This window comes from Streptomyces sp. NPDC048389 (assembly GCF_040706335.1).
Taxonomy (GTDB): Bacteria; Actinomycetota; Actinomycetes; order Streptomycetales; family Streptomycetaceae; genus Streptomyces.
Genome location: NZ_JBEZKP010000008.1, coordinates 116,289 through 142,278, shown reverse-complemented (window position 1 = coordinate 142,278; position 25,990 = coordinate 116,289). Strand labels below are relative to the sequence as shown.

The following is a 25,990-nucleotide window of genomic DNA, read 5'->3' as shown; positions in this document are numbered from 1 at the left end:
GGTCTGATGTCCGAGCTGCTGTACGGCATCGTCCTGGGGGTGATCCTCGCCCTCATCGCAGGTATCTACATGTCGGCCAGGGCGCTCAGAAGCCAGGTCGACGCATTGCGGGGCGAGATAGCCCTGGCTCGGATCGAGGGCGTGCTGAACCGACCGCCCGACAGCAACGGCCCCACGCCGACCATTCGCCGTCGCCGCCGGCACCTGGGCGTCGTTTCAGCCGTCTCCGGCGTGACCGTGGGCACAGTCGCCTGGTTCCGCTCGCATCGCGGAGCCAGCGTCGGCCTGGCAGCCACTGCCGCCCTGGTCGCCGGCGGCTCCCTGTACCTCGATGGCCGCGACACCCGGGAGAACGGTCCGGCCGCGCCGTTGCCGACTGCCAGCGTCTCGACGTCGCTCCTGCCGACGGCGGCCAGCTCGAGGAGCAACACGGCGACGCCGACCGGCGCCCGGCTCGCCCCCTCACCCTCCCCGCGCTCCGCGGCCCGTGACGTCGTGCTGCGGTCACCGAGCCCGCCGGTGACGGCGCCCGGCCCGACAAGGACCCGGCCCGGCCCGACGCCCCCACCCGGTCCTCCAGTGCCGTCTCCGGCCCCGGAGATCACCGTCCCGCCCGTACAGACGGGCAGCAGCGCGCCGCCGGCCGAGCGGCCCGGCGACGATCCGCACTGCCTGAGCCTCGAACTGCTCGGCCGGATCGCCGCCGGGACCTGCGTCAGCCTGTAAGTGCGTCGGGCACCGCGTGCAGCCGCGGCCGCCGTGTGCCCGCCATCGCCGCCTCGATCGTCTCCATGGCGTCGTCATCCGCCTCGGGCAGCAGGTGCCCGTACAGGTCCGACGTCGTCTTGATGGACTCATGACCGAGGCGGCGCTGCACGTACGTCGGTCCATGGCCGGCCGAGATGAGAGCGGCCGCGTGGCTGTGCCGGAGGTCGTGGGGGGTCGGGTGCTTGTAGACGGGCAGGAGGCCGGCCTTCTTGGCCCTGCGGATGGCCCGGTGCCAGTGGTTGCCGAAGGTGCTGTAGTGCAGCCGCTGCCCCTTGTCCCCGGTGAAATAGAGGTCGTCCGGGCCGAGGCTTCCGAGGTCCTGGAGCTCGTCGAGCGCGGCCCGGACGCTGGCGCTGATCCGGATCACGCGCCTCGAGCGCTTCGTCTTGGGCTTGCCGATGTAGTACTGGCCCTCCTCGTCCCGCTTCCATGCGCGGCTGACGCGCAGCCGCGGGTGCATGCCCGCCTCGATGAGCAGGGACTTGGGTGCGAGCGCGGTGAGCTCGGAGTACCGCAATCCGGTCCCGTACGCGACGTCCACCATCAGCTGATCCTGCAGCGAGGTGAAGGAGGCCCGGAGGCCGGCCACCTCCTGGGGCGTCAGGAACTCGATGTCCTCGTCGTCGTCCGCGCCGTGGTCGTCGATCCGGGGCAGCCGGGTCCGCTCGCACGGGTTGCGGCCGCGCAGCGGCGGCTCGGCGGTCACGGCCTCCTGCAGGATGCTGGAGAGCAGCCCGTGCAGGTTCCGAATCGTCTTGGGGCTCATCGGCCGCCACTTCGGCTCGCCGACCTTGGGCCGTTGCCCGCTGAAGACCTTGGCCTGCTCGAGGTAGCGGACCCAGGCCCTGATGGTGTCCGTCGAGAAGTGCTCGGTCGACCGGACGTCGCACTCGCCGAAGTGCGGGTAGATCCACCTCTCGAGCTCGCCGTGGCACGCCCCGCGGTAGCGCTCCTCGATGCCGGTCCGGTGGTCGATGGCCCGCTTGGCGTAGTTGCGGAACCTGTAGCGCTCCTCGTCGGCGCCGGCGCCTGGGACGATGAAGCCGCGGCCCTTCACCCAGCCGGGCGGCCAGTGCTGCCCGGCGTCGTTGACCGCGTCCTTGAAGAACTCGGCCGCCGTCTCGTCCTTGAAGGATTCGGACTGCGGGTCGCCGCCGCGGCCGCCGCCGTTGCGCCACTTCACCTGGTAGCTGGTGATCTCTCCATCACGGTTCTTCCGCGGGTGCACGCTTGCCATGGGTGTGACGCTAAACCATGGTGTTCCCGATGTGTTCCCACGGGACGAAAGGATCTAGGCGGGAACCCGCCGTGTGCGCAGGTCAATCGCCATGTGCCGAGTGGTGCCCGGAGCCGGACTTGAACCGGCACGCCCCGAGGGGCAGCGAGGTTTAAGCTCGCCGTGTCTGCATTCCACCACCCGGGCGTGGCGCGAGGGCTCCCCGTCGGATCACGAGCCTATCGGTGCGGATCACTCCTCCTTCTGCGCGATGGCCCGATCTTGACTTGTTCCAGGGGCTTCTGAGGGTGCGTCAGGCCAGGTAGGAGGGCATTCGAGCCGTCCTGGTGGCGTACGCGGGCACCGCCTCGGGCACCCGGGATTGACGGAAAAGCGCCGTCCGTTCCCCGATGGGCCATCAGGGAACCCGTCATCCCAAAGGAGGAGGCACGTGCCGCGCGGTCCGACCCGAGAGGGCCCTGGGAACGGGTACCGGGACTGACGACTCGCGGCGCCGCCGCGTACAGGATGGTGTCGTCCCCACAGACCACCCCCGACAGGAGCTCTTCTCGTGACCACCACCCCCATCGCTCACCGCGCCACCGCAGTGGCGGCCCGCGCCACGGACCTGTCCAAGGTGTACGGACAGGGCGAGACACAGGTGGTCGCGCTGGACCATGTGAGTGTCGACTTCCGGCAGGCCGAGTTCACCGCGATCATGGGGCCGTCCGGCTCGGGCAAGTCGACGCTGATGCACTGCGTCGCGGGCCTGGACAGCTTCAGCTCCGGCTCCGTACGCATCGGCGACACCGAGCTCGGCACCCTCAAGGACAAGCAGCTGACGCAGCTGCGCCGCGACAAGATCGGCTTCATCTTCCAGGCGTTCAACCTGCTGCCGACGCTGACCGCCCTGGAGAACATCACGCTCCCGATGGACATCGCGGGCCGCAAGCCCGACCAGGAGTGGCTGCAGCGGGTCATCGACATGGTGGGCCTGCGGGACCGGCTCGGTCACCGGCCGACGCAGCTCTCCGGCGGCCAGCAGCAGCGCGTCGCCGTGGCCCGCGCCCTGGCGTCCCGCCCGGAGATCATCTTCGGCGACGAGCCGACCGGAAACCTGGACTCCCGCTCGGGCGCGGAGGTGCTCGGCTTCCTGCGCAACTCCGTGCGCGAGCTCGGCCAGACCGTGGTCATGGTGACGCACGACCCGGTGGCCGCCTCCTACGCGGACCGGGTGATCTTCCTGGCGGACGGCGCGATCGTCGACGAGATGCACAGCCCCTCGGCTGACGGCGTCCTCGACCGCATGAAGGCGTTCGACGCCAAGGGCCGCACGAGCTGACGCCCGCCGGGGCCGCACCGCCCCGCCCCCAGGGCCCCTCGTTCGGACCTTGCCGGGCTCGCGTGCCCCGGCACCGCACCCCGCTGCGTCGTCGTCTGTCGCCGACTCCCCCGTAGCCCTTCGGGCACGGGAGGTGCCCCCACCGCGTGGGCTCCTCCCCCCCCGCCTTGCGATGCCCGGCACCGGACCCGCTCGCTGATCCGGCCTGATCCGAACGAAAGACCCCAGACCTCCCTCTCGTCACTGTCCGGCCTCGCGGCCGGCCCACCGGGCCGGCCGTCGTGCCCCGGACGCCCACTTCCAGGACACCCACATGTTCCGTACCGCCTTGCGCAATGTGCTCGCGCACAAGGCCAGGCTGCTGATGACCGTGCTCGCCGTGATGCTCGGCGTGGCCTTCGTCTCCGGCACCCTGGTCTTCACCGACACCCTCGGCAACGCCTACCGCAACCAGTCCGCCAAGAGCTACGACAACGTCGCGGTCGCCGTGACGACCTACGCCGACCCGAGCGACGCCGAGAAGGACGCCGGCGTCGACGAGAAGACCCTGGAGAAGATCCGGGGCATCGACGGCGTGGCATCGGCCGCCGGGCGGGTCTCCGGATTCGCCGGCGTGGCCGACCAGGACGGCAAGCTCATCGGCAACGGCTGGTCCAACACCGGGGCGAACTACTCCCCCGGCAAGGACGGCAAGGACCCCGCGTACGCCTTCACCGACGGTGCCGGGCCGCGTGAGGCCGACGAGATCGCCCTCGACAAGGACTCCGCCGCCAAGGGCGAGTACAAGATCGGCGACACCGTGCGGGTGGCGACCAACGGCCCGGTGAAGGAGTACACCCTCGCCGGTGTCTTCACCACCGACGACGGCGCGGTCAACGCCGGCGGCAGCCTGGTCCTCTTCGACACCGCCGTGGCGCAGAAGCTCTACCTGCAGCCCGGATACTTCGCCGACGTCACCGTGACCGCCGAGCCCGGCGCCTCCGACGCGAAGATCCTCGCCGCCGTGGAGCCGCTGCTGCCGAAGGACTCCGTGGTGCAGACGGGCAAGGAGCTCGCGGACGACCAGGCGAAGCAGATCGAGAGCGGCCTGTCGAACCTGAACACGATGCTGCTCGCCTTCGCGGCCATCGCACTCTTCGTCGGCGTCTTCCTGATCGCCAACACCTTCACCATGCTGGTCGCCCAGCGGACCAAGGAGCTGGCGCTGCTGCGTGCCGTCGGCGCCTCCCGCCGGCAGGTCAAGCACTCCGTGATCCTGGAGGCGCTGGTCGTCGGAGCGGTCGCGTCGGTGGTCGGCTTCCTGCTCGGCCTGGGTCTCGCGACGGGGCTGCGGTCGGCGATGAGCACCTTCGGCGCGAAGGTGCCGGCGGGGCCGCTGGTCGTCTCGCCCACCGCGGTGGGCGCCGCCCTGGCCGTCGGCGTGCTGATCACGGTGCTGGCGGCGTGGCTGCCCGCACGCCGGGCCGCGAAGATCCCGCCGGTGGCGGCGATGAGCAGTGTCCACGGCGTGGCGACCACCAAGTCACTGGTACTGCGGAACACGATCGGCGGCGTGCTCACGCTGCTCGGGGCGGCCGCGATCGTCGCCGGTGCGGCGGCCGGCTCCGACGGGCGGATGATCATCGGCGGCGGCGCGTTCCTGGCCCTGGTCGGCATCATCGTCCTGATCCCGCTGCTGTCCCGGCCGGTGATCGCACTGGTGCGCCCCCTGCTGAAGGGCGTCTTCGGAGTCTCGGGCAAGCTCGCCGGGCAGAACGCGGTGCGCAATCCGCGCCGTACGGGGGCCACCGCCTCCGCATTGGCGATCGGTCTCACCCTGGTCACCGGGATCTCGGTGCTCGGTGCCACGATGGGCCGGGCCGTGGACAAGATGACCACGGACAACATCAGGGCCGACTACATGGTCTCGATGGCCGGCGGCGGCGCACTGGACAGGTCGGCGCTCGACGCGATCGAGAAGGCCAAGGGTGTCAGCGCCGTGTCGCCGCAGCAGGCGTCCTCGATGGAGATCAAGGGCGAGTGGCACTCGGCGTCCGCGGTCACCCCGGGCGACGTGGAGAAGGTCTTCGACCTGAAGACGGTCTCCGGCTCACTCACCACCCTCGGCAAGGGACAGATCGCGGTCGCCGAGGACACCGCGAAGTCGAACGGCTGGAAGACCGGTGACACCCTGCCCGCCGAGTTCGGTGAGGAGGGCAAGGAGGAGACGAAGAACCTGACGGTCGGCGCCGTCTACAAGGGCAACGAGTTCCTCTCCCCGATCCTGGTCGCCACCGACGTCGTCGCCCCGTACGAGACCAGGCCGTACATCCGCGAGATCTGGGTGGCGATGGACGGCGGCGCGACCGAGGCGAACGAGCAGGCGCTGGTCGACGCGCTGGGTGACAACCCGGCGATGAGCGTCATGGACCAGCAGGACATCCGGAACGTGTTCGGCGGATTCATCAACACGGCGCTGAACATCATGTACGGGCTGCTGGCGATGGCCCTGATCATCGCGGTGCTCGGCGTCATCAACACCCTGGCGATGTCCGTCTTCGAGCGTCAGCAGGAGATCGGCATGCTGCGGGCGATCGGACTCGACCGCGGCAAGGTGAAGCGGATGATCCGCCTGGAGGCGGTGGTGATCTCGGTCTTCGGCGCGGTCGTCGGCATCGGCCTCGGCTCGTTCCTCGCCTGGGCGATCGGCGAGACGATCCGGGGGGACATCCCCGGGTACGTGCTGGTCATGCCGTGGGACCGGATCGGGATCTTCCTGCTGCTCGCCGGTGTGGTGGGCGTGCTGGCCGCGATGTGGCCGGCGCGCAGCGCGGCGAAGCTGAACATGCTCACCGCGATCAAGACGGAGTAGCGGGCCCCGTGAACGGACCGAAGGCCCCGTGGCGTGAGCGGTACGCACGCCACGGGGCCCTCGGCCGTGGTGCGGTCAGCGCCAGTCGCGGGTTCGCAGCGGCACTCCCGAGCTGCCGCTTTCGGGGGTCTTCACCGCGAGGATCTGATTGACCCCGATCCTGTTGCGTTCGAAGGACACCGCGGAGGCGGCCATGTAGAGCCGCCACACCCGGGCGCGGCCGGCCGAGGTGAGCCGGGCGGCCTGCGGCCAGGCGCTCTCCAGGTTCGTGACCCAGGCGCGCAGGGTGCGGGCGTAGTGCTCGCGGATGGCCTGGACGTCGCGGACCTCGAAGCCCGCTTCCTCCAGCGTGGCGACGGTACGGCCCAGGGGCGCGAGTTCGCCGTCGGGGAAGACGTAACGGTCGATGAACTCGTCGATCCGGTAGGCGGTTTCGTCCTTCTCGGGGCGGCGGGCGATCTGGTGGTTCAGCAGCCGACCGCCGGGCGCGAGGAGGGAGAACAGCTGGTCGGCGTACTCGCGGTAGCGGACCTGCCCGACGTGCTCGGCCATCCCGATGGACGAAATCGCGTCGTACGGCCCGTCCCTGACGTCGCGGTAGTCCTGGACCCGGATGTCGACGCGGTCGATGAGTCCCTCGTCGGCGATGCGCTTGCGGGCGTAGACGGCCTGCTCGCGGGAGAGTGTCACGCCGGTGACGCGGGCGCCGTACTCACGGGCCGCGTGGACGGCCATGGAGCCCCAGCCGCAGCCCACGTCGAGCAGCCTCTCGCCTTCCCCCAGCCCGAGCTTGCGGCAGACCAGGTCCAGCTTGTCGCGCTGGGCCTCCTCGAGGGTGCCCGCGTCGTCCCAGTAGGCGCACGAATAGACCATGGACGGCCCGAGCACGAGCCCGTAGAAATCGTTGCCGACGTCGTAGTGGTGGCTGATGGCCTCCTTGTCCCGCCGCCTGGTGTGCAGCGGACCGCTGCGGCGACGGACCTCCTCCGGCGGCGGGGGCGGGGGCGGCAGGAAACCGCCGAGCTTCAGCAGACCGCGGGCGGCTGCCCGCAGCCGGGGGTCGCGTACCGGGTGGACAGCGGTCTTCTGGTCGACTCCCCGTCCCCAGAGGAGCCCGGCGAGCACATCCAGCGCCTCGTACAGATCGCCGTCGATGTCGATCTCCCCGGCGACCCAGGCCCGCGCGAGCCCCAGCTCACCCGGCCGCCACAACAGCCGCCGCAGGGCGCGCCGGTGGCGTACGACGAGAGTGGGCGCGCCCGGCGGCCCGGACTCGCTGCCGTCCCAGGCGCGGATGCGTACGGGGAGGGGATCTCCCAACAGCTCCTCGGCAAGAGTGGTCAGCCGCAGCGCGGCATCGGCCATGGCACACACCTCCGTGACGGTGGTTCCCGCTGACGCCCGGCAACCCCGCGCGCAGGCGGGCTTGCACGGTGCACTTCCCTCAACAAGCGAACACCGTGTGTGCTTCCCCGCACTACGCGGCGCACAGGCGAATCCCCCGCGGATGACACCTGGTCGGAGTCAGCCCGGTGGCTCGCCTGCGTCGGGTTGTTTTCCCCTCCCGCCCCTTCCCGAACCGGGCTCCACCCGGAACCGGACCGGGCACCGCACTCCGCACGCCCGCGCAACCCGGACCCACCCGGACCGGGCACCGCACTCCGCGCAGTGCCGGGGGCTCCGCCCCCCGACCCTCCGCGCCTCAAACGTCGGCGAGACCGGTTTCGTCTCCGTCCGGCGGGCCGGTTGCCGTGCAGCGGCGAATCAAGCCCGGCCCGGCGGCACCCTCCTACGGCCGCCAGGCCGCAGGAGGGGAGGCCGCAGGAAGGTAGGCCGCAGGAGGGCAGGCCGTAGGAGGGGAGGCCACCACGCGGAGCGCGGTACCGGGGCGGGCGCGCGCAGCCCCGAGACACCGGGCGAAGCGGTGTGGGGCCCGGGCGAGGCCCGGTGTGCGGCCCAGGCGAAACCTGGCACGAGACCCGAACCAGACCCGAGCCAGATCCGGCACGAGACCCGAGCCAGATCCGGCACGAGACCCGAACCAGACCCGGCACGGGGCCCGAGCCGGACCCGGGCCGGGGCCCGAGCCGGACCCGGGCCGGCCGCCCGGCGGGCTGGGCCGGTGGGGTCCGGGGCTTGCCCCGTTTTCGGGAAGGGGCGGGGAGGCGAGGAAAGCAGCCGCCGGGCACGGCGAAGGGGCCGCCCGCACCACGGATGGCGGGCGGCCCCTTCGCAGAGCGAGCAGTACCTCTAGGAGGCCCTGGCCTTCTCGGACTCCGGCTTGGCAGCGGCCGGGGCCGGCTTGGCCGCCTCGTAGAACTCCTCGCGCGGGGACTCCATCGCGCCGAGGGAGACGACCTCGCGCTTGAGGAACATCGCCAGCGTCCAGTCGGCGAACACGCGGATCTTGCGGTTCCAGGTAGGCATGGCCATGCCGTGGTAGCCACGGTGCATGTACCAGGCCAGCCGGCCCTTGAGCTTGATCTTGACCTTGCCCATGACGATCATCGCGACGCCCTTGTGCAGGCCGAGACCGGCCACCGCACCCTTGTTCGCGTGCTCGTAGGACTTCTGCGGGAAGCCGCGCATCCCGGAGATGACGTTGTCGCCGAGGACCTTGGCCTGGCGCAGCGCGTGCTGGGCGTTCGGCGGGCACCAGGCGTTCTCGACGCCGGCCTTGCGGGCGGCCATGTCGGGGATCTGGGCGTTGTCGCCGGCGGCCCAGATGTAGTCGGTGCCGTTGACCTGGAGGGTCTCGTTGCAGTCGACGTGGCCGCGGGGGCCGAGCGGCAGGCCGTAGCGGGCCAGCGCCGGGTTCGGCTTCACGCCGGCCGTCCACACGATGGTGTTGGAGTCGACCTCGAGGCCGTTCTTCAGCACCACGTGGCCGTCGACGCAGGAGTCCATGGAGGTGGAGAGGTAGACCTCGACCCCACGGCCCTCGAGGTGCTCCTTGCCGTACCTGCCCAGCTTCGGGCCGACCTCGGGAAGGATCTTGTCGGCGGCGTCGACCAGGATGAAGCGCATGTCCTCGCGCTTCACGTTGTTGTAGTACTTGGCCGCGTCACGGGCCAGGTCCTCGACCTCGCCTATGGTCTCGGCTCCGGCGAAGCCGCCGCCGACGAAGACGAAGGTGAGCGCCTTGCGGCGGACGTCCTCATCGGTCGTCGAGTCGGCCTTGTCCAGCTGCTCCAGCACGTGGTTGCGCAGGCCGATGGCCTCTTCGATCCCCTTCATACCGATGCCCTGCTCGGCGAGGCCGGGGATCGGGAAGGTGCGCGAGATCGCGCCGAGCGCGACGACCAGGTAGTCGAAGGGCAGCTCGTACGCCTCGCCGACGAGCGGCGAGATCGTGGCGACCTTGCGGTCCTGGTCGATGGTCGTGACCCGGCCGGTGAGAACCTCTGCCTTGGGCAGCACGCGTCGCAGCGGGACGACGACATGCCGAGGCGAGATGCTGCCGGCGGCAGCTTCGGGGAGGAAGGGCTGGTACGTCATGTACGACCGCGGGTCGACGACCGTGACGGTCGCCTCGCCGTAGCGCATCTTCTTGAGAATGCGCCGAGCTGCGTACAGGCCTACGTACCCACCGCCTACAACGAGGATCCTGGGACGCTCCGTGGTGCTCATGCCATCGAGTATCCACCCCCCTCGGAGGGGGTGCTCGTGAGCCCCTTCACAAGGTCTGCGCCCTACTCTGCTACACTGCCCCGCCCACGTGACCGAGGTCATGGCCTGCACGGGGAACCGGAGTGCGGCGGAGAGCGTTCACCACCCCTCTGAGCTGGCCCCTAGGGCCTACGGGCGAGTACACCAGCGCCCCTTGCGCCCTGGGGGCGCAGACATCCACGCACCTTCGAATGTGCTGCTTCGATCCCAACAAGCGGGCATGAGAGGGCTTTCGAGGCTCCGATGGGCCCATCGGCACGCTTTTCCTTGTGAAGAACTTCACGAACTTTCCCGAGGAGCCGCCGAGCCGGTCCACAGAGCGGCCCCGAAGCAGCAGCGCGGGGTCGACGCGCGAGGGTCCGGGCGCGGTGTCAGGCTGGCCACAGGATGTGACACATCCCCGTAAACCCGGCCATGACCGGGTGAATCACGGAGAAAGGGAATCGAGTGATCACCACTGACTTCGTCCCCGGCTCCCCCGCCTGGATCGACCTGGGGGCCCCGGACATCGACGCGGCCGCCGCCTTCTACGGCGCCGTGTTCGGCTGGCAGGCCCAGGCGTTCGACGAGGAGATGAGCAGTTACAAGGCGTTCCGCCTCGACGGCAAGACGGTGGGGGCGGTCGGGCAGCTGACCGAGGAGGGTGCTCGACCGGCCTGGATGATCTACTTCCACACGCCGGACGTCGAAGCCGCCGTCAGGGCCGTCGAGCAGGCCGGCGGCGCCGTCCGCACCCCGCCCTCCGATGCGTCGGACGAGGGCCGGTTCGCCCAGGTCACCGACCCGCAGGGCGCCCAGTTCGCGCTCTGGCAACCCGGCAGCTACCCCGGCATCGAGGCCGCCGACGGGCCCGGCAGCCTCGGCTGGATCGAGCTCTACACCACCGACTCGAAGGCCGCCCAGGACTTCTACCGCAGCGCCTTCGGCTGGACCGGACAGGACATGCAACTCCCCGGTGGCGGCGGTACGTACACGATGGTGACGCCGAAGGGCAGCCCGCCGGAGCGGATGTTCGGCGGTGTCATGGCGGTCCCCGACATGTTCGCGTCCGGAAAGACGCGGCCGTACTGGCACCCGGTCTTCGGTTCCGCCGACTGCGACGCCACGATCGCCCTCGTGCGGGAGAACGGCGGCTCGGTCTCGATGGGCCCCGAGGACGCGGAGGGCGTCGGCCGGCTGGCGGTGTGCAACGACCCGGCGGGGGCGGAGTTCGTGGTCCTCACCCCGGCCCCGGAGCCGGCGCCCGCGACCTAGCCAGGGTCTTTCGTTCGGATCAGGCCGGATCGGCGAGCGGGGTCCGGTGCATGGGGTCTCCCCAGGCCCGCCAGGGCCGAGGGGACGCATCGCCAGGCGGAGGAAGGAGCCCACGCGGTGGGGGCACCTCCCGTGCCCGAAGGGCTACGGGGGAGTCGGCGACGGACGACAACACGGCGAGGTGCCGCACCAGGGCACACGAGCCCGGCAAGAGCCGAACGACAGACCCTGGCCGCGGTCCGCGTCCCCGCGCTCGCCGGCGACGCTGTAGGCGATGCCGTCGAGGATTGCTCCCGTATGCGACCCCGGCCCGTGTACACGTAAGCGCGTACACTGACGTCATGACCGAGAACACAGTGACCGTACGGGAAGCCCGCGCGCACCTCGCCGACCACATCAACCGGGCCGAGGAAGGCGTTCCGACGGTCATCACGCGCAACGGCGCTCCGGTGGCCGCCGTGGTGCCGATCGCGGACTTCGAAGCGCTGGAGGAAGCGGCCGACGTGATGTTGGCGCGCGAAGCCGAAGCAGTCCTGGCCGAGGGCGGTCCCACCGTGACAATGGCGGAACTACTGGCGGATCTGTTCACCGAGCATGACGGCGAGGCGGCGTGACGTACGCCTTCCGGTTCACCACGGCGGCACAGCGGCAGCTCCGGGCCATCAGCCGGCCAGACGCCATGCGCATCCTGACCGCGCTCACCGCACTCGGCGACGACCCGTACCGCGAGGACGCCGACGTCAAGAAACTCACCGGCCCGTCGGGACTCTACCGGCTCCGGGTCGGAAGCTACCGGGTCGCCTACCAGATCAACGACGGCGAACTCGTCATCCTCGTCGTCAAGGTGGGCGACCGGCGGGACGTCTACCGCAACCTGTAGTACGTGGCAAACGCCACCGCCGTCACCAGCCGAGGAGTGCCGCTGAACGCTATGGGGCGTCCTCTGCCGCTTTGATCGCGATGCCGTCGAGGATGTCGTGTTCGCTCACGACCACCTCGCGGGCGCCGATCCGCCGCATGACCGTGAGCAGCACCAGCGCCCCGGCCGCGATGACGTCGACGCGGCCGGGGTGCATCACGCCGATGGCCGCGCGCTCGTCGTGCGTGGAGTTCAGCAGCATGGTGGTGACCTCTTCGACCTGTTCGAAGGAGATCCGCGAGTGATGGATGGCCTCGGAGTCGTACGCGTCGAGGCCGAGCGCGATCCCGGCGACCGTGGTCACCGAGCCGGCGAGCCCGACGAGCGTGTGGACCTGCCGGATGGGCACGGTCTTCTCGACCTCGTCGAGCGCCGCCTCGATGTCCGCGGTGATCGCGGCGATCTGCTCCGGCGTCGCCGGGCTGTCCGGCGCGTGCCGCTCGGTCATCCGTACGCAGCCGATGTCGACCGAACGGGCCGCCCCGGCGTGCTCCTCGCCCACGACGAACTCGGTGGAGCCGCCGCCGATGTCGACGACCAGATACGGCTTGCCGATGTCGGAGCGGCCGTCGAGGGACTTCGTGGCGCCGGTGAAGGAGAACTCGGCCTCCTCCTCGCCGCTGATCACCTCGGGCTCCACACCGAGGATGCCGAGCACCCCGGCGACGAACTCGTCCCGGTTCTCCGCGTCCCGGGACGCGGACGTGGCGACGAAGCGCAGGCGGTGCGCGCCGTGCTCCTTGATCGCGGCGGCGTACTCGCGGCAGGCGGCGAACGTGCGCTCCAGTGCCTCCGGGGCGAGCCGGCCGGTGCGGTCGACGTCCTGGCCGAGGCGGACGATCGTCATCCGGCGGTCGAGGTCGACGAGTCCGCCGGTGGCCGGGTCGACGTCCGCGACGAGCAGGCGGATGGAATTGGTGCCGCAGTCGACGGCGGCGACGCGGGTCATTCGGCGGCGTCCTCTCCCTGTCCGCACGGGGTCACGCACGGGGTCACGCACGGGCCCTTCGCCCACCACTCGGGCAGCATCGCGATCGCCTCGTCGCCCAGCGGGTTCACCCCGGGGCCGGCCGCCAGCGAGTGGCCGACCAGGACGTGCAGGCACTTCACCCGGTCCGGCATGCCGCCCGCGCTGGGGAAGCCCTCCAGGACCTCGATGGCGTCACGGCGGGCGATGTAGTCCTCATGGGCGGCCCGGTACGCGGCGGCGAGTTCCGGGTCTGCGGCCAGGCGTTCGGTCATCTCCTTCATGACCCCGTTCGCCTCGAGCGTTCCGATCGCGGAGGCGGCTCGCGGACACGTCAGGTAGTACAGCGTCGGGAAGGGGGTCCCGTCGGGGAGCCGCGGCGCGGTCTCGACCACGTCGGGCTGCCCGCACGGGCAGCGGTGCGCGATCGAGCGCAGACCGCGCGGCGGCCGGCCGAGCTGCTCCTTGAACGCGGCGACGTCCGCGTCCGTGGGCTCGGTGGATTCGGTGGTGGGAGGAGGGGTTTCCATGCCTGCCTTGTTCGGTGACTTCTGCTGCTGCGCTTGATTCTGCCGGTGCGCTTGCTTCTGCTGCGGCTTCTGCTGCGGCTGCTGCTTCTGCTGCGCCTACTTCTGCTGCGGACCGTCGGCGCTGTCCACGCCGTTCCATACGTTCGAGTACCACGGCCGTTCGGCCGCGCCGCCCTCTTCGCGGCGGCGCTCCGCGGCCTCGGGGTCGATCATGGTGTAGCCGGTCTCCCCCGGGACCACGTAGTGCAGATGCTCGCGGGCGAGCCGCCGGATGTACATGTCGTCCTGGAGGCGCGCCTTCTCGTCCTTGAGCTGCTCGACCTGTGCGCGTGCCTCGTCCAGGAGGCGCTCCTGCTCGGCGATGTCCGCCCGCTGGGAGACGTACTGGCGCATCGGGTAGGCGAGCGCCACGACGAGCGAACAGACGACGAGGGCGAGGAAGGCCGCGCGGCCGGTGAGCCGGGAGCGGCGGGCCTGGCGGCGGTTCTGGGAGCGGTAGACGCGGGCGGCGGTCTGCTCGCCGAGCAGCCGCAGCCTGGTCGCGGTGGAGAACCTGTCCGCTTGCGGCCTGCGCGCCATTCCCTCGCCTCCCCTTCACACGCCGACGTCCCCGGACACGGTACGGGACCGTGGCCGGGGACGTACGGACGACAGGGCGTCAGCCGGTGATCAGCCCTCGTGCCCGCTGCGCTTACTGGTCCGCGAAGCGGAACCGCGGGAACGCGCTGCGGCCCGCGTACACCGCCGCGTCGTCGAGGATCTCCTCGATGCGCAGCAGCTGGTTGTACTTGGCGACGCGCTCGGAGCGGGCCGGGGCGCCGGTCTTGATCTGGCCGCAGTTGGTGGCGACGGCCAGGTCGGCGATGGTGACGTCCTCGGTCTCGCCGGAGCGGTGGGACATCATGCACTTGAACCCGTTGCGCTGCGCGAGCTCGACGGCGTCGAGGGTCTCGGTCAGCGAGCCGATCTGGTTGACCTTGACGAGCAGCGCGTTGGCGGCGGCTTCCTCGATGCCGCGGGCCAGACGCTCCGGGTTGGTGACGAAGAGGTCGTCGCCGACGATCTGGACCTTGCTGCCCAGCTTCTCGGTGAGGACCTTCCAGCCGTCCCAGTCGTCCTCGAACAGCGGGTCCTCGATGGAGACCAGCGGGTAGGAGGCGACGAGCTCCTCGTAGTACTCCGTCATCTCGGCGGCCGAGCGGGACTTGCCCTCGAACTCGTACGAGCCGTCCTTGTAGAACTCGGACGCGGCGACGTCGAGCGCGAGCGCGATGTCCTTGCCCGGGGCGTAACCGGCTTCCTTGATCGCCTCGAGGATGAGGTCGAGGGCGGCGCGGTTGGAGTCGAGGTTCGGCGCGAAGCCGCCCTCGTCGCCGAGGCCGGTGGACAGGCCCTTCTGCTTCAGCACCTTCTTGAGGGTGTGGTAGACCTCGGTGCCCCAGCGCAGCGCCTCGGAGAAGGACTCGGCGCCGATCGGCGCGATCATGAACTCCTGGATGTCCACGTTGGAGTCGGCGTGCGAGCCGCCGTTCAGGATGTTCATCATCGGAACGGGCAGCAGGTGCGCGTTCGGGCCGCCCAGGTAGCGGAAGAGCGGCAGGTCGGACGCCTCGGAGGCGGCGTGCGCCACGGCGAGGGAGACGCCGAGAATGGCGTTGGCGCCGAGGGAGGACTTGTCCGGGGTGGCGTCCAGGTCGAACATCGCCTGGTCGATCAGGCGCTGCTCGGTGGCGTCGTAGCCGACGAGCTCCGGGCCGATCTGCTCGATGACGGCGAGGACGGCCTTCTCGACGCCCTTGCCCTGGTAGCGGTTCTTGTCACCGTCGCGGAGCTCGAGAGCTTCGAACGCACCGGTGGAGGCGCCGGACGGAACTGCAGCACGACCCGTGCTGCCGTCGTCGAGGCCAACCTCGACCTCGACCGTGGGGTTGCCTCGGGAGTCCAGGATTTCCCGGGCTACGACGACGTCGATGGACGGCACGAGCATCTCCTTCTGGGATGTGACGCGAGAAAAGGTGCAGAGGTCTGCTTGGCCTTGCGGCAAGAGCCTAACCGCCCTGGCGGCAAAGGCCCGGCCCATGCCCGCCCCCTGGGACGAAAAAGGGCATCAAGACCCTTGGGACCGGACAAACGGGGCGGTTTCTACCCGCGGGTAACCGGCGTCCCGGGCGCCGGCCCCCGAACGGACCGAGCCCCGGCCCGGCGCGTACGGGGGGAAGGCGCGCCGGGCCGGGGTGCTCGGATTCCGTTCGGAGACGGGTGCCCCCCACGACCGCCGGACCGCGGGGGGAGGGGGTCAGCTCAGGTGGAGCTGCTGACCCGGGTAGATCACGTCGGCGTCCTCGACGATGTCCTTGTTCAGCTCGAACAGCTTCTCCCAGCCGCCCTTGACCTTCTCGGCCTCGGCGATCTTGCTCAGGGTGTCGCCGGCCTCGACCTTGTACTCGCCGTCGCCCTTCTTGAAGCCCTTGGCCTCGGGCGCGGCGGCGGCAGGCTTCTCGGCCTTCTCCGCGGGGGCGGGGGCCTCGGCACGCTCGGAGCGCGTGGTGGGGGCCTCGGCGCGCTCCCGAGACGGCTGGGCGGGCTCGGTGTCGGCGGAGCCGCCGTCGTAGGAGGCGCCGGACAGGCCGACGCCGCAGCTCGGCCAGGCACCCTTGCCCTGACCGGCCAGGACCTTCTCGGCTATCTCGATCTGCTGGGCCTTGGACGCCTGGTCGGCGGTCGAGGCGTAGGCGGTGCCGCCGTACGCGGCCCAGGTGGAGGCGGAGAACTGCAGGCCGCCGTAGTAGCCGTTGCCCGTGTTGATGGACCAGTTGCCGCCGGACTCGCACTGGGCGACGGCGTCCCACTCGGAGGCGGTGGCGGCGGAGGCGGAGGTCGCGCCGAGAACCGGGGCGGCGATGGCGGCGCCGGCGACACCGGCGAGCGCGACGAGACGGGTGATCTTCGACGGGCGACGGTGCTTGGCCTTGCCGGAAGAACGCAGCATGGAACTTCTCCTCACCGACGCCTACGAGGTGAGCTGTCGGGTTCGGGCCTGTGAGTTGCCCGGCCGCACGTCCGTGGGACGCGCGGGCTTCACCCCCAGCCGGCTCCGGTCCGCGGATCTCTCGATCCGGACGGACGGTCCCGGCGCTTACCTTGGGTCCCCCGCTCCTGCCTTCGGCGCTCTGAGCGACGACTGTTCCCCCCGACCGACGGCAGGATTCGGCGTATCGGTCGACGGTGCCCGCGGTGGCGAGCAGTTCAGACCGTAGACACAGGACTCCCCGATGTTCAAAGTCGAACATCGGGGAGAAAACGCCCGAACCGACCACCCATGGATGTCCGTTTTCGCAGGTGGGGGGCGGAGTGGCCGAATTCGCGGGACGTTGTGCCCCAGTTGGGGCAAAGAGACCCTTGTCTCACTCGAACGAAGCGGACATAAGCCTACGAACCACCGCCTGAACTAGCGCCGCTCCAGGCCCAGATCGAGCGTCTGACCGGGAAGGATGAGGTCCGGGTCCGAACCGACGGTCTCCTCGTTCGCCTCATAGAGGGCGGGCCACCCGCCGGGCACCTCCTGCGCGGCGGCGATGTCACACAGGTTGTCGCCGGGCCGAACGGTGTACGCGCCGGGGCCGGTTGCCGCGACGTCCCCCTTCCGGCCGGAGGCGTCACCCCGCGAGGCATGGCGGCCGCCTTCGCGGATCTCGCCCGGCTCGCCCGCGCCCGCCTCGTCGCCGGCGGACGCACCGCGGTGCTTGCCGGCGCCGGTCACAGCCTCTTCGGACGGGGTCGGCTCGGTGGCACCGTCCGCCGGCGCCGCCCCGGTGTCGTCGCCCTTGGGGGCCGGCCGGCCGGCCGCGTCACCGGACGGCGCAGCGGCGTCACCGGCGTCCGGTGCGCCGGAGTCCTCCGCGGAGCCCGAGGCGTCCGACGAGCCCCCGGCGGGCAGGCCGGCTTCAGGGTCGGCCGGGTCGAGAACGCCGAGGGGGTCGGAGGCGTCCGACGACGGCTCACCGGCCGGCGCTTCGCTCTGCCGCGGCAGCGGGAGGATGCCCGGGTCGACGCCGGTGTCCGCGCCGTCGTCCTTCAGTCCGGCGAGCGGACCGCAGGCGGGCCAGGCGTCGGGCCCCTCGGCGGCGAGCACCTTCTCCGCGACCGCTATCTGCTGCGAGCGGCTCGCGAGGTCGGCGCTCGGCGCGTACACCGTGCCGCCGTAGGTGTCCCAGGTCTCCTGCGAGAACTGCAACCCGCCGTAGAAGCCGTTGTCGAAGTCGGCGCTCCAGGCCCCGCCGCTCTCGCACTCCGCGACGCGGTCCCAGGTGCTCGCCTCCGCCGCGGAGGCCGAGCCCGCACCGAGCAGCGGGATGGCGATGGCCGAACCGGTCACCCCTGCCGCGACGATGAGGGCCGGAGCCTGGCGGGGTCGGCGGTGTCGTCCGTTCCCGGAGAGCATGCGGTTGCCTTTCGCGTGACGACGGTGGTTCTTGCGGCCTGCTGACGCCTGCCGAATGACGGTGAACGTAGCCGCATTCGAACGTAAGTCACAAGTCGATGCAGCGGAGATCACGTGAAAGTCACAGAGTTGATGTGGCGTCAGCTTGTTTGAACTGTGAACTCAACGGGCAGAGTGCGCAATCCACGCATGATGAGCCCCCCACGCCAGCGCAAATCGTCCGGATCTCCCGCAAGCCGCAAGTCCGGCATTCTGCGGAGCAGAGTGGCCAGTGCGGTCTGCCCCTCGAGCCGGGCGAGCGGGGCGCCGAGGCAGTAGTGGATGCCGTGGCCGTACCCCAGATGCTGGTTGTCGGTCCGTGACAGGTCGAGCGTGTCGGGGGCGTCGAAGCGTTCCGGGTCGCGGTCGGCGGCCGCGAGGACGACGAGTACGGGGTCGCCCGCCGCGATCCGCTGCCCGCCGAGTGTCAGCGGCTCGGTGGCGAACCGCCAGGTCGCGAGCTCCACCGGCCCGTCGTAGCGCAGCAGTTCCTCCACCCCGGTCGCCAACAGGCCGCTCTCCCCGGCCGCCAGCGACGCCTGGAGGCGCTCACGCTGCCCGGGGTGGCGCAGCAGCGCGTAGACACCGTTGCCGATGAGGTTGACGGTGGTCTCGAAGCCCGCGAAGAGGAGGATGAAGGCCATCGCGGCGGCCTCGTTCTCGGTGAGGTGCTCGCCGTGGTCGGACGCCCTGATGAGCCCCGAGATGAGGTCGTCCCCCGGCTCCCGCCGCTTGCGGTGGATCAGTTCGGCCAGGTAACCGCGCATCTTCTTCACCGAACGGGCCACTCCGCCGCGCGGGCCGCCGCCGTGGCGGATCATCATCCCGGCCCAGTCACGGAAGTCGTCCTGGTCCTCGCGCGGGACGCCGAGCATGTCGCAGATGGCGTAGATGGGCAGCGGGAACGCGAACTCGTGGATGAGGTCCGCCTCCCCCTTGTCCGCGCTGTGCTGTTTTTCGAAGATGTCGTCGATGAGCCGGTCCGTCAGCTCCTGAACCCGCGGCGCGAACTCCGCCACCCGCCGCGGGGTGAACGCCTTGGAGACGAGGCGGCGCAGCCTGGTGTGGTCCGGCGGGTCGATGTTCAGCAGATGCGTCATCAGCTCCGCCTTGCGTTCGCCGGGGATGCCCGTCTTCCCCTTCGCGTGCGCCGGCTCGGCGTGATGCGCCGGGTTCTTCGACAGCCGCTGGTCGGCGAGCGCCTGCCGGGCGTCCGCGTAGCGGGTGACCAGCCAAGCCTCGACCCCGCTGGGCAGCCGGGTCCGGTGCACCGGCGAGTGCTCGCGCAGCCATGCGTAGGCGGGGTACGGGTCGGTCGCGAACTCCCAGGTGAAGAGCTCGGGCGCGGTGTTCGGGTCGTTCACCCCTCGACGTTACCGGGCCGGCCCTCCGCCGCCCGGATCGCGTCCCGGTAGGCCCGTGCCGCCGCTCGCAGCGCCGCCTCGGGGTCGACGCCGTCCGCCTCCGCGCGTACGGCGAGGGCCAGCAGCTCGTACCCGATGCCCGCTCCGGCCGGGAGGTCCACGTCGAGGCCGGCCGTACGCACCCGGGAGGCGAGCTTCGCCGCCAGCGCGAGACCCGGCTGGCCGAGCGGCACACCGTCGGTCACCGACGCGCGCTGCTTCTCGATCGCCTTGGTACGCAGCCAGTGCGCCTTGACCTCCTCGGGCGTCGAGGCGGTCTCCTCACCGAAGACGTGCGGGTGCCGGTGGATCAGCTTCTCGACGATCGTGCCCGCGACGTCGTCCACAGAGAAGGGCTCCTGCGCGTCCTCCTCGGCGATGCGGGCGTGGAAGACGACCTGGAGCAGTACGTCCCCCAGTTCCTCGCGCAGCTCGTCCCGGTCGCCGTCCTCGATGGCCTCGACGAGTTCGTACGCCTCCTCGATGCCGTACTTGGCCAGACCCTTGTGGGTCTGCCGCGACGACCAGGGGCATTCGCGGCGGATGCGGTCCATGACCTCCACGAGGTCCAGCAGCCGTGCTCCGGGCAGGTCGTACGCGCCGGGGAGCAGTTCCAGGTCCGGCATCGCCATGCGGCCGGAGCCGCCGAGGCGGGCCAGACCGTCGGTCAGCGCCGCCTCGCCCTCGCCGGAGGCCAGCACGACGACCGTGCGGCCGCCGGCCGCGCAGTACTCCACCAGCTCCTCGGCGGTCGGCGCGGCGTGCTCGACGGTGATGCCCGCCTCCCGCAGGTAGGCCGGCTGCCGGTGCGCCGCGTCGGCGCACACCACCCGGTCCGCGGCGCGCAGCGTCTGCCACGCGGGCCAGGACAGCAGCCCGGGCGCGACGCGGTGGCTGGCGGTGAGCAGGACGATACGGCCGGCGGTGGATGCTTCGGTGGTCACGCCCCGAACCTACCGCCCGCCGTCACGCACCCGTCTCGACGGGCTCCGGGACCTCGGACACCTCGGTGATCCAGGGTGCCCGGTACGTGCCGAGCTCGAGCTTCGTGTCGTCCCAGGCGCCGTAACGCGGGTTCACGTCGATGTCCAGGGACTTCGCCGCGGCGGTGAACGTCTCGTTCAGCTTCTGCTGGCCCTCGGGGCTGTTGGCCGCGCCGATGGCCGTGGCGATCTTGCCGACCAGAAGGTCGCGGCGCACGGCGTCGTCGACCTGGTCCGGGGCGACACCGCGCTGCTGCAGATACACGGCGACGAGCTGGTCCTCGCCCCCGGACTGCCGCACGAGCTCGTACCGCCCGTCCTGGATCTCCTTGCGGCTGACGCTCACCCCGGCGTCGTCGGCGGCACGCTGCACGACCCTGTCGACGATCAGGTCGTACAGCTTGGCGCGGCCGAGCTGCCCGGTGTCCTTGATCAGCTGCGCGGACTGGGGCGAATCCTGCTGCGCGTCGCGCACGTCCCGGACCTTCGCCTGGACTGCGGACACCTCGATCCGCTGCCCGCCGACCACGGCGGCGGCGCCGGGGTGGGCCTGGTCGCCGCAGGCGGCGAGAAGCGGCACGCCGGCGACGAGCGCGGCGGAGAGGATGAGCGCGGTACGACGGCGGCGGTGCAAAGGAGCCTCCCGGGGCGAGATTGTGCATCGGTGCACAAAGCCTTGCGGTGATCGATGTTAGGCAGTCGGAGTGCCGTGGGCCACTGATTCGCCAAACGATTCGCCAGGCGGTCGGGATGCGACGGCGCAGGCCGGACCCCGGGCGCCGCCCCTGCGCGGCACCCCGACGCTCATCCCACGTTCACCTTCCGCTCACGCCCACGTCCCGGAACGCTCCACCGGGCGCCCATAGCCTCCCCCGGTGACCACGCTCTCTGTCATCGTCCCCTGCTACAACGTCTCGGCGTACATCGCCGACACCGTGGCCGGTCTGGCGAACAACGCGAGGGAGGACTTCGAGTTCGTCTTCGTCGAGGACCGCTCGACGGACGACACCTTCGAAGCCCTCACCGCGCTCAGCGCACGCCTGCCCAACAGCGTCGTCGTACGCCACGAGGAGAACCAGGGGCTCGCCTCGGCACGCAACACCGGCATCGACCGGGCCGAGGGGCGCTTCCTCACCTTCCTCGACGGCGACGACTGGCTCGGACCGGGGCATCTGGCCGGGCTCGTCGACGCCGTCCAGCGGCTCAGCGTCGACTTCGTGCGCACCGACCACGTGCAGGTCACGGGGGTGCAGCGGACGCTGCAGCGCGCTCCGGAGGGACGCCGGGACGAACCGCTCGACCCCCGCTCCTCGATCCTGCCGGTCGGCGAGTCGAGCATGGTCGACTACCCGTACGCCTGGGCCGGCATCTACGACGCCACGCTTCTCGACCGCGGCATGCTGCGGTTCACGGACGGGCTGCGCACGGCGGAGGACCGGCCGTGGATCTGGCAGCTGCACCGGGGTGCCGACTCGTACGCGGTCACCTCACTGCACCAGATCTTCTACCGGCGGGGCGTGGCCACCTCGCTCACCCAGATCAAAGACGTACGGCAGCTGGACTTCGTGAAGGCGTTCGACCAGGTCCTGGCCGAGCTCGCCGACGACCCGGAGCGAGACCTCCTGATGCCGAAGGCGATCCGCAGCTACTGCGTCGTCATCGCGCACCAGCTCCGCGACCGGCAGCGCTTCAGCCGCCCCGTCGCCCGGGAGCTCACGTCCCTCACCGCCGGGGCCCTGCGGCGGATCCCGGGCGCCGAACTGGAGGCCGTCCTCGCCGGTCTGGACACCGAACGGCGCACCATCATCCGAAAGGCCGCTGCATGACCACCCAGATCTTCTGCGCCGCCACCCAGTACGCGGCGGCCACGATCACCGCCGCGATCCGGGCCGGACTGTTCGGGCCGCGGCCGCGGCACCGCCGGATCCTGCTGGTCAGCGACACCTCCGCCGCCCCGGAGGTGAGCGTGTCGCTGGACCGGATGTCCGGGTTCGAGGCGCTGCGGGGGGAATTCGACGAGGTCCGCTCCTGGAACGAGACCATCCGTCCCCACCACCCGGCCGGCTGGGCGCCCCGCGCGCAGGACGTCGTGCTGTGGGAGAAGGCCCTCCGGCTCGCCTGGGACCTGGGCGACGAGAAGGTCGAGATCGCCTGCGAGTCCATCCAGGCCAACCCCTCCCGCGCCATCGCCGCGATCTTCGCCGACAGCCCGATCCACGTGTACGCCGACGGGCTGATGAGCTACGGGCCCACGCGCAACCACATCGCGCTCCCGATGAGCAGCCGGATCCGCCGTCTGATCCATCTCGACCTGGTGCCGGGCCTGCGCCCGATGCTGCTGTCCGAGCACGGGGTGGAGCCGGTGGCCGTCCCGGACGCCGAGTTCCGTGCCGTGCTCGGCGCGATCGGCGCGGCGGCCGACATCGGCGAGGAGCGTTCCACGGCGCTGCTGCTCGGCCAGTACCTCGCCGCGCTGCAGCTCATCAGCAGCGCCGAGGAGCAGGAGCTGCATCTGCGGATGCTGCGCGGTGCGGCAGCCCTCGGGCACCGCGCGATCACCTTCAAGCCGCACCCGAGCGCGCCGGCCGACTCCACCCGCGCGCTGGAGGAGGAGGCCGCCGGGCTGGGGGTCACACTGCACGTGCTGCGCGCGCCTGTACTGGCCGAGACGCTGTACGAGCGGGCGCGGCCGGAACTGGTCGTGGGCTGCTTCTCCACGGCGATGATCACGGCGGCCGCCTTCTACGGGATCCCGGCCGCCCGGGTGGGCACCGAACTGCTGCTGGAGCGGATCACGCCCTACCAGAACAGCAACCGCATCCCGCTGACGGTCGTCGACGCGCTCGTCCCCGATCTGACCGACCGGGAACGCGCCGGCCGGCCGGCCGACCTGACGGCGGACATCGACGGCCTGGTGCGCGCGGTCGGCTACTGCATGCAGTCAGCGGCACATCCTGAGCTGCGTGAACGGACGGCGTCGCTGCTCGCCTCGATGCCGCAGGAGCGGCTCACGCGCTACTTCAAGCGGCGCAGGCTCGCCGGCCTCGGGCTGCCCGGCGCACCCGCCCCGGCACGTGGCCAGGCCCTGCGGCGCAACCCGGTGGTGCGCAAGGTCGTCCGCCGGCTGCGCTGAGGCGCGGCACGGGGCCGCCTCCCGCCGAGCCCGGCAGAGGCGGTCAGCGGACCGGTGCTCGCTCCGCCTCCGGGGCGTGCCCGGCCCGGTCGGGCCGCCGCCCGTCCGGGCGGAGCATGATCGTGCGGGACACGACGAACGTGACCGGGATCGCGGCGGCCGCCGCGACGAGCGGCGCGTACGTGCTGTCGAAGCCGCCCACCCCCACCAGCAGGTACACACCGGCCGTGGTCACCGCGAAGTTCGCCGCGTTGGTCAGCGGGAACAGCACGAACTTCCGCCAGGTGGGCCGGGTGCGGTACGTGAAGTACGACGTCAGGAAGAACGACCCGACCATGCTGAGCAGAAAGGCGCACACGTGTGCCGCCACGTACGGCAGCACGGTCAGCAGCGCCAGGTACAGGCCGTAGTACGTCCCGGTGTTCACCCCGCCGACCAGGGCGAACCTGACGATCTGGCCGCGTACCGTCATTGCCTTGCCCGTCCCCCGCGCGCCGGTTCCGCTGGTCGTCGGCGGCGACGACCGCCACGAGTAGGGTGACACACCGGGAACCGTCCGACCCGTTCACCGGGGCCGCGCCGCCGAACGGCCGGCTCGGATGCGGACCCCGTCCCCGTCGTCGCCTCCGCCTCCGACGCCGTCACGGCACCAAGCCTTCGTCTTCCCGGCATTGCCGCTCGGTGCGCCGACGGGGTGTCCGCGCGTACGACATCGCCGCCCGCGGCGGGACCGTGGTCCTCGACGACTACGGCGACACGAAGTGGCCGAGCGTGCAGGGCGCGCCGGACAAGCGCCTGGCCGGCGGCGCGTCCCGGCTGCGGATGCCGGGACGGGTGTCGCGAGCGGCGCTCGCAAGGGCCCTCCGCGTTCCTGCGGGCGGACTGAGCCCGGGGCCTCCTCGGCGCCCGACCTCGCTCAGCCCGTGCGGAACTGCAGCCACCGGCGGGCAGTTCCGTGCGTCCGTCCACGTCCACGTCCACGGCCGGCGGCACGCCGAACGCCCGCGCCACGACCTTCCCTCCGGGGTCCGTCGCCACCAGCACGTACTCGGGCAACTCACCGACGATCCGGCCGGTGTTCGCCCAGCCGACCGGGTCGTTGACGATGAACTCGTCCCAGGTGTCGAGCATCGACCACATCGGGTCCTGCGGTTCGGGGCGTTCGGCGAGAGTGGTGATCTCCAGTTCCATGGCGGCAGGCCAATCAGGCCCGATCATGCCCCCACCCGATTTTCACCGCCGTGCGGCAGCTCGGGCCCGCCCGGCCCCGGGGCCGCCTTCGGGGCCTCCGATCCCCGGCCCGCCTTCGGGGCCGCCGACAGCCGATTGGCCTGCTTCTCCATGGCCCGGCGCATCCGCGGCCCGAAGGGCTTCTCCACGAGCCGGTGGATGAACCAGGCGAGCAGCAGCATCGCGGCCACTGTCGCCACCAGTGTCGGCCAGGCCCCCAGTCCGAACTTCCGGTGCAGCACGGCGATGGCGAACCAGCCCAGATGCTCGTGCACCAGATAGAACGGGTAGGTCAGGGCCCCCGCCACCGTGAGCCAGCGCCAGTTCGCCCACCGCAGCCACCCGAGCGCCACCGCGGCGACCAGCCCGAAGGCGACCGTCACGACCGCGAGGATCACGTGCGGGCTGCGCTCCAGGTAGACGTTCGTGGCGTCGGGGCTCCACAGCGCGGTGGTGGAGTAGCGCTGGCCGAGCGCCCAGCTGACGCCGACGATGCCCCACAGCAGCAGATCGCCGCCGTACCGGTGGATCAGGTAGAGCGCGAGACCGCCGATGAAGAAGGGGGCGTGGTCGCGCATCACGATCTCGTCGGTGAGGGGGTGGTCGGCGACCCGTGCGAGCACCCCGGCGACCAGCCACAGGCAGCAGAAGACGACGACCCGCCGGTAGGTGACCCCCTTCCACACCACGAACAGAGCGAACAGCAGATAGAACCGGGCCTCCACCCAGAGCGTCCAGCACACGCCGAGCACCCGCTCCGCACCCATGGGCTGCTGAAGCATCGTCAGGTTGACCAGGACCTCGTCGAGCCGCAGCGGCTCGATCACCGACGGCAGCGCCACGCACGCGGCCGTGGTCAGCGCGATCGCCACCCAGTACGCGGGGTAGAGGCGCGAGACCCGGGAGCGGAAGAAGTGGCCGAGCGACTTGCCCCAGCTGCTCATGCAGATGACGAAGCCGCTGATGACGAAGAACAGCTGGACGCCGAGGGAGCCGTAGGCGGCCGCCGCGGACAGGCCGGGAAAGAGTTCCTTGGGGGAGTCGCCCCAGGCGTGACCCACCGACGACTTGCCCGCGTAGTGGAACACGCACACGGCGAGGGCCGCGAGGATGCGCAGACCGTCGAGGGCTCGCATCCTGTGGTGGGCGGGCAGCGGTGGGATCTCCACCACGGGCCGCCGCGCCTTCGGCGCCTTCGTCCTCGGCGCTTCGGCCACGGCACCACTGCTCATCGACGTGTCTCCT

22 protein-coding genes, 1 tRNA gene, 1 pseudogene and 1 riboswitch are annotated in these 25,990 nt (G+C 71.0%); of the genes and pseudogenes, 8 read left to right on the top strand and 16 right to left on the bottom strand.

Annotation, left to right across the window (positions count from 1 at the left end; translation table 11 throughout):
- The first annotated feature begins 6 nt into the window (after positions 1-6).
- Complete coding sequence (locus AB0903_RS08950; protein WP_366700483.1) at positions 7-726, top strand: hypothetical protein; 720 nt, start codon at positions 7-9, stop codon at positions 724-726.
- Here AB0903_RS08950 and AB0903_RS08945 read toward each other — a convergent pair.
- Both AB0903_RS08945 and AB0903_RS08940 read right to left on the bottom strand, forming a co-directional pair.
- Positions 716-2,005: a site-specific integrase gene (locus AB0903_RS08945; protein WP_366700481.1), complete on the bottom strand. Its 1,290-nt coding sequence runs from the start codon at positions 2,003-2,005 to the stop codon at positions 716-718. The genes AB0903_RS08950 and AB0903_RS08945 overlap by 11 nt on opposite strands.
- Positions 2,006-2,106: 101 nt before the next feature.
- A tRNA-Leu gene (locus AB0903_RS08940) sits at positions 2,107-2,191 on the bottom strand.
- Between the two features lie 364 nt (positions 2,192-2,555).
- Between AB0903_RS08940 and AB0903_RS08935 the strand changes: the two genes are divergently transcribed.
- On the top strand, positions 2,556-3,326 hold the full coding sequence (locus tag AB0903_RS08935; protein WP_366700479.1) for an ABC transporter ATP-binding protein: 771 nt from the start codon (positions 2,556-2,558) through the stop codon (positions 3,324-3,326).
- Between the two features lie 313 nt (positions 3,327-3,639).
- Positions 3,640-6,177, top strand: coding sequence for an ABC transporter permease (locus AB0903_RS08930; protein ID WP_366700477.1), 2,538 nt, complete (start codon positions 3,640-3,642; stop codon positions 6,175-6,177).
- A 75-nt stretch (positions 6,178-6,252) separates the two neighbouring features.
- Here the strand turns inward: AB0903_RS08930 and AB0903_RS08925 are convergent, their stop codons facing one another.
- A complete protein-coding gene (locus AB0903_RS08925; RefSeq protein ID WP_366700475.1) occupies positions 6,253-7,542 on the bottom strand; it encodes a cyclopropane-fatty-acyl-phospholipid synthase family protein in 1,290 nt (429 codons plus the stop codon).
- Between the two features lie 885 nt (positions 7,543-8,427).
- The gene (locus AB0903_RS08920; protein WP_366700473.1) at positions 8,428-9,807 is read right to left on the bottom strand and encodes an NAD(P)/FAD-dependent oxidoreductase; all 1,380 of its coding nucleotides are present in this window, start codon (positions 9,805-9,807) and stop codon (positions 8,428-8,430) included.
- A 486-nt stretch (positions 9,808-10,293) separates the two neighbouring features.
- Here AB0903_RS08920 and AB0903_RS08915 point away from each other — a divergent pair, with 486 nt between their 5' ends.
- The 3 genes from AB0903_RS08915 (at position 10,294) to AB0903_RS08905 (ending at position 11,980) form a co-directional block, all read left to right on the top strand.
- Positions 10,294-11,100, top strand: a complete 807-nt coding sequence (locus tag AB0903_RS08915; protein ID WP_366700471.1) for a VOC family protein — start codon at positions 10,294-10,296, stop codon at positions 11,098-11,100.
- Positions 11,101-11,441: 341 nt separating this feature from the next.
- Complete coding sequence (locus AB0903_RS08910) at positions 11,442-11,714, top strand: type II toxin-antitoxin system Phd/YefM family antitoxin (protein ID WP_018385071.1); 273 nt, start codon at positions 11,442-11,444, stop codon at positions 11,712-11,714.
- Entirely contained in the window at positions 11,711-11,980 is a 270-nt protein-coding gene (locus tag AB0903_RS08905; protein ID WP_366700469.1) for a type II toxin-antitoxin system RelE/ParE family toxin, read from the top strand. Before AB0903_RS08910 ends, AB0903_RS08905 begins: the two co-directional genes overlap by 4 nt.
- 49 nt (positions 11,981-12,029) lie before the next feature.
- Here AB0903_RS08905 and AB0903_RS08900 read toward each other — a convergent pair whose 3' ends face one another.
- The 9 genes from AB0903_RS08900 to AB0903_RS08860 form a co-directional block, all read right to left on the bottom strand.
- Positions 12,030-12,968, bottom strand: a complete 939-nt coding sequence (locus tag AB0903_RS08900; protein ID WP_366700467.1) for a Ppx/GppA phosphatase family protein — start codon at positions 12,966-12,968, stop codon at positions 12,030-12,032.
- Entirely contained in the window at positions 12,965-13,516 is a 552-nt protein-coding gene (locus tag AB0903_RS08895; RefSeq protein ID WP_366700465.1) for a DUF501 domain-containing protein, read from the bottom strand. The genes AB0903_RS08900 and AB0903_RS08895 overlap by 4 nt, the downstream gene beginning before the upstream one ends.
- Before the next feature lie 96 nt (positions 13,517-13,612).
- Positions 13,613-14,095, bottom strand: coding sequence for a septum formation initiator family protein (locus AB0903_RS08890; protein ID WP_366700463.1), 483 nt, complete (start codon positions 14,093-14,095; stop codon positions 13,613-13,615).
- Positions 14,096-14,207: 112 nt separating this feature from the next.
- Positions 14,208-15,503, bottom strand: coding sequence for a phosphopyruvate hydratase (gene eno / locus AB0903_RS08885; RefSeq protein WP_366700461.1), 1,296 nt, complete (start codon positions 15,501-15,503; stop codon positions 14,208-14,210).
- A gap of 309 nt (positions 15,504-15,812) precedes the next feature.
- Positions 15,813-16,502 (bottom strand): transglycosylase family protein, encoded by a 690-nt coding sequence (locus AB0903_RS08880; RefSeq protein WP_366700606.1) that lies wholly within the window; start codon positions 16,500-16,502, stop codon positions 15,813-15,815.
- 6 nt (positions 16,503-16,508) lie between these two features.
- Positions 16,509-16,694, bottom strand: a riboswitch (cyclic di-AMP (ydaO/yuaA leader).
- A gap of 270 nt (positions 16,695-16,964) precedes the next feature.
- Positions 16,965-17,957 (bottom strand): transglycosylase family protein, encoded by a 993-nt coding sequence (locus AB0903_RS08875; RefSeq protein ID WP_366700459.1) that lies wholly within the window; start codon positions 17,955-17,957, stop codon positions 16,965-16,967.
- A 140-nt stretch (positions 17,958-18,097) separates the two neighbouring features.
- Complete coding sequence (locus tag AB0903_RS08870; RefSeq protein ID WP_366700458.1) at positions 18,098-19,360, bottom strand: cytochrome P450; 1,263 nt, start codon at positions 19,358-19,360, stop codon at positions 18,098-18,100.
- Positions 19,357-20,343, bottom strand: coding sequence for a nucleoside triphosphate pyrophosphohydrolase (locus tag AB0903_RS08865; RefSeq protein ID WP_366700456.1), 987 nt, complete (start codon positions 20,341-20,343; stop codon positions 19,357-19,359). Before AB0903_RS08865 ends, AB0903_RS08870 begins: the two co-directional genes overlap by 4 nt.
- A 22-nt stretch (positions 20,344-20,365) precedes the next feature.
- The gene (locus tag AB0903_RS08860; RefSeq protein ID WP_366700454.1) at positions 20,366-21,016 is read right to left on the bottom strand and encodes a SurA N-terminal domain-containing protein; all 651 of its coding nucleotides are present in this window, start codon (positions 21,014-21,016) and stop codon (positions 20,366-20,368) included.
- Positions 21,017-21,257: 241 nt separating this feature from the next.
- Here AB0903_RS08860 and AB0903_RS08855 point away from each other — a divergent pair, with 241 nt between their 5' ends.
- Positions 21,258-22,208 carry a glycosyltransferase family 2 protein gene (locus tag AB0903_RS08855; protein WP_366700452.1) on the top strand — a complete coding sequence of 317 codons (951 nt, stop codon included), beginning with the start codon at positions 21,258-21,260 and terminating at the stop codon, positions 22,206-22,208.
- Positions 22,205-23,515: a polysialyltransferase family glycosyltransferase gene (locus AB0903_RS08850; protein ID WP_366700450.1), complete on the top strand. Its 1,311-nt coding sequence runs from the start codon at positions 22,205-22,207 to the stop codon at positions 23,513-23,515. Before AB0903_RS08855 ends, AB0903_RS08850 begins: the two co-directional genes overlap by 4 nt.
- A 43-nt stretch (positions 23,516-23,558) precedes the next feature.
- On the opposite strand, the gene AB0903_RS08845 is transcribed toward AB0903_RS08850, so the two are convergent.
- The 3 genes and pseudogenes from AB0903_RS08845 to AB0903_RS08835 all read right to left on the bottom strand — a co-directional run bounded on the left by AB0903_RS08845 (position 23,559) and on the right by AB0903_RS08835 (position 25,977).
- On the bottom strand, positions 23,559-23,987 hold the full coding sequence (locus tag AB0903_RS08845) for a GtrA family protein (protein WP_366700448.1): 429 nt from the start codon (positions 23,985-23,987) through the stop codon (positions 23,559-23,561).
- A 464-nt stretch (positions 23,988-24,451) separates the two neighbouring features.
- Positions 24,452-24,706, bottom strand: a pseudogene (locus AB0903_RS08840) (N-acetyltransferase); the annotation flags it as partial.
- 23 nt (positions 24,707-24,729) lie between these two features.
- Positions 24,730-25,977 carry an acyltransferase gene (locus tag AB0903_RS08835; RefSeq protein WP_366700446.1) on the bottom strand — a complete coding sequence of 416 codons (1,248 nt, stop codon included), beginning with the start codon at positions 25,975-25,977 and terminating at the stop codon, positions 24,730-24,732.
- Between the last annotated feature and the right edge of the window lie 13 nt (positions 25,978-25,990).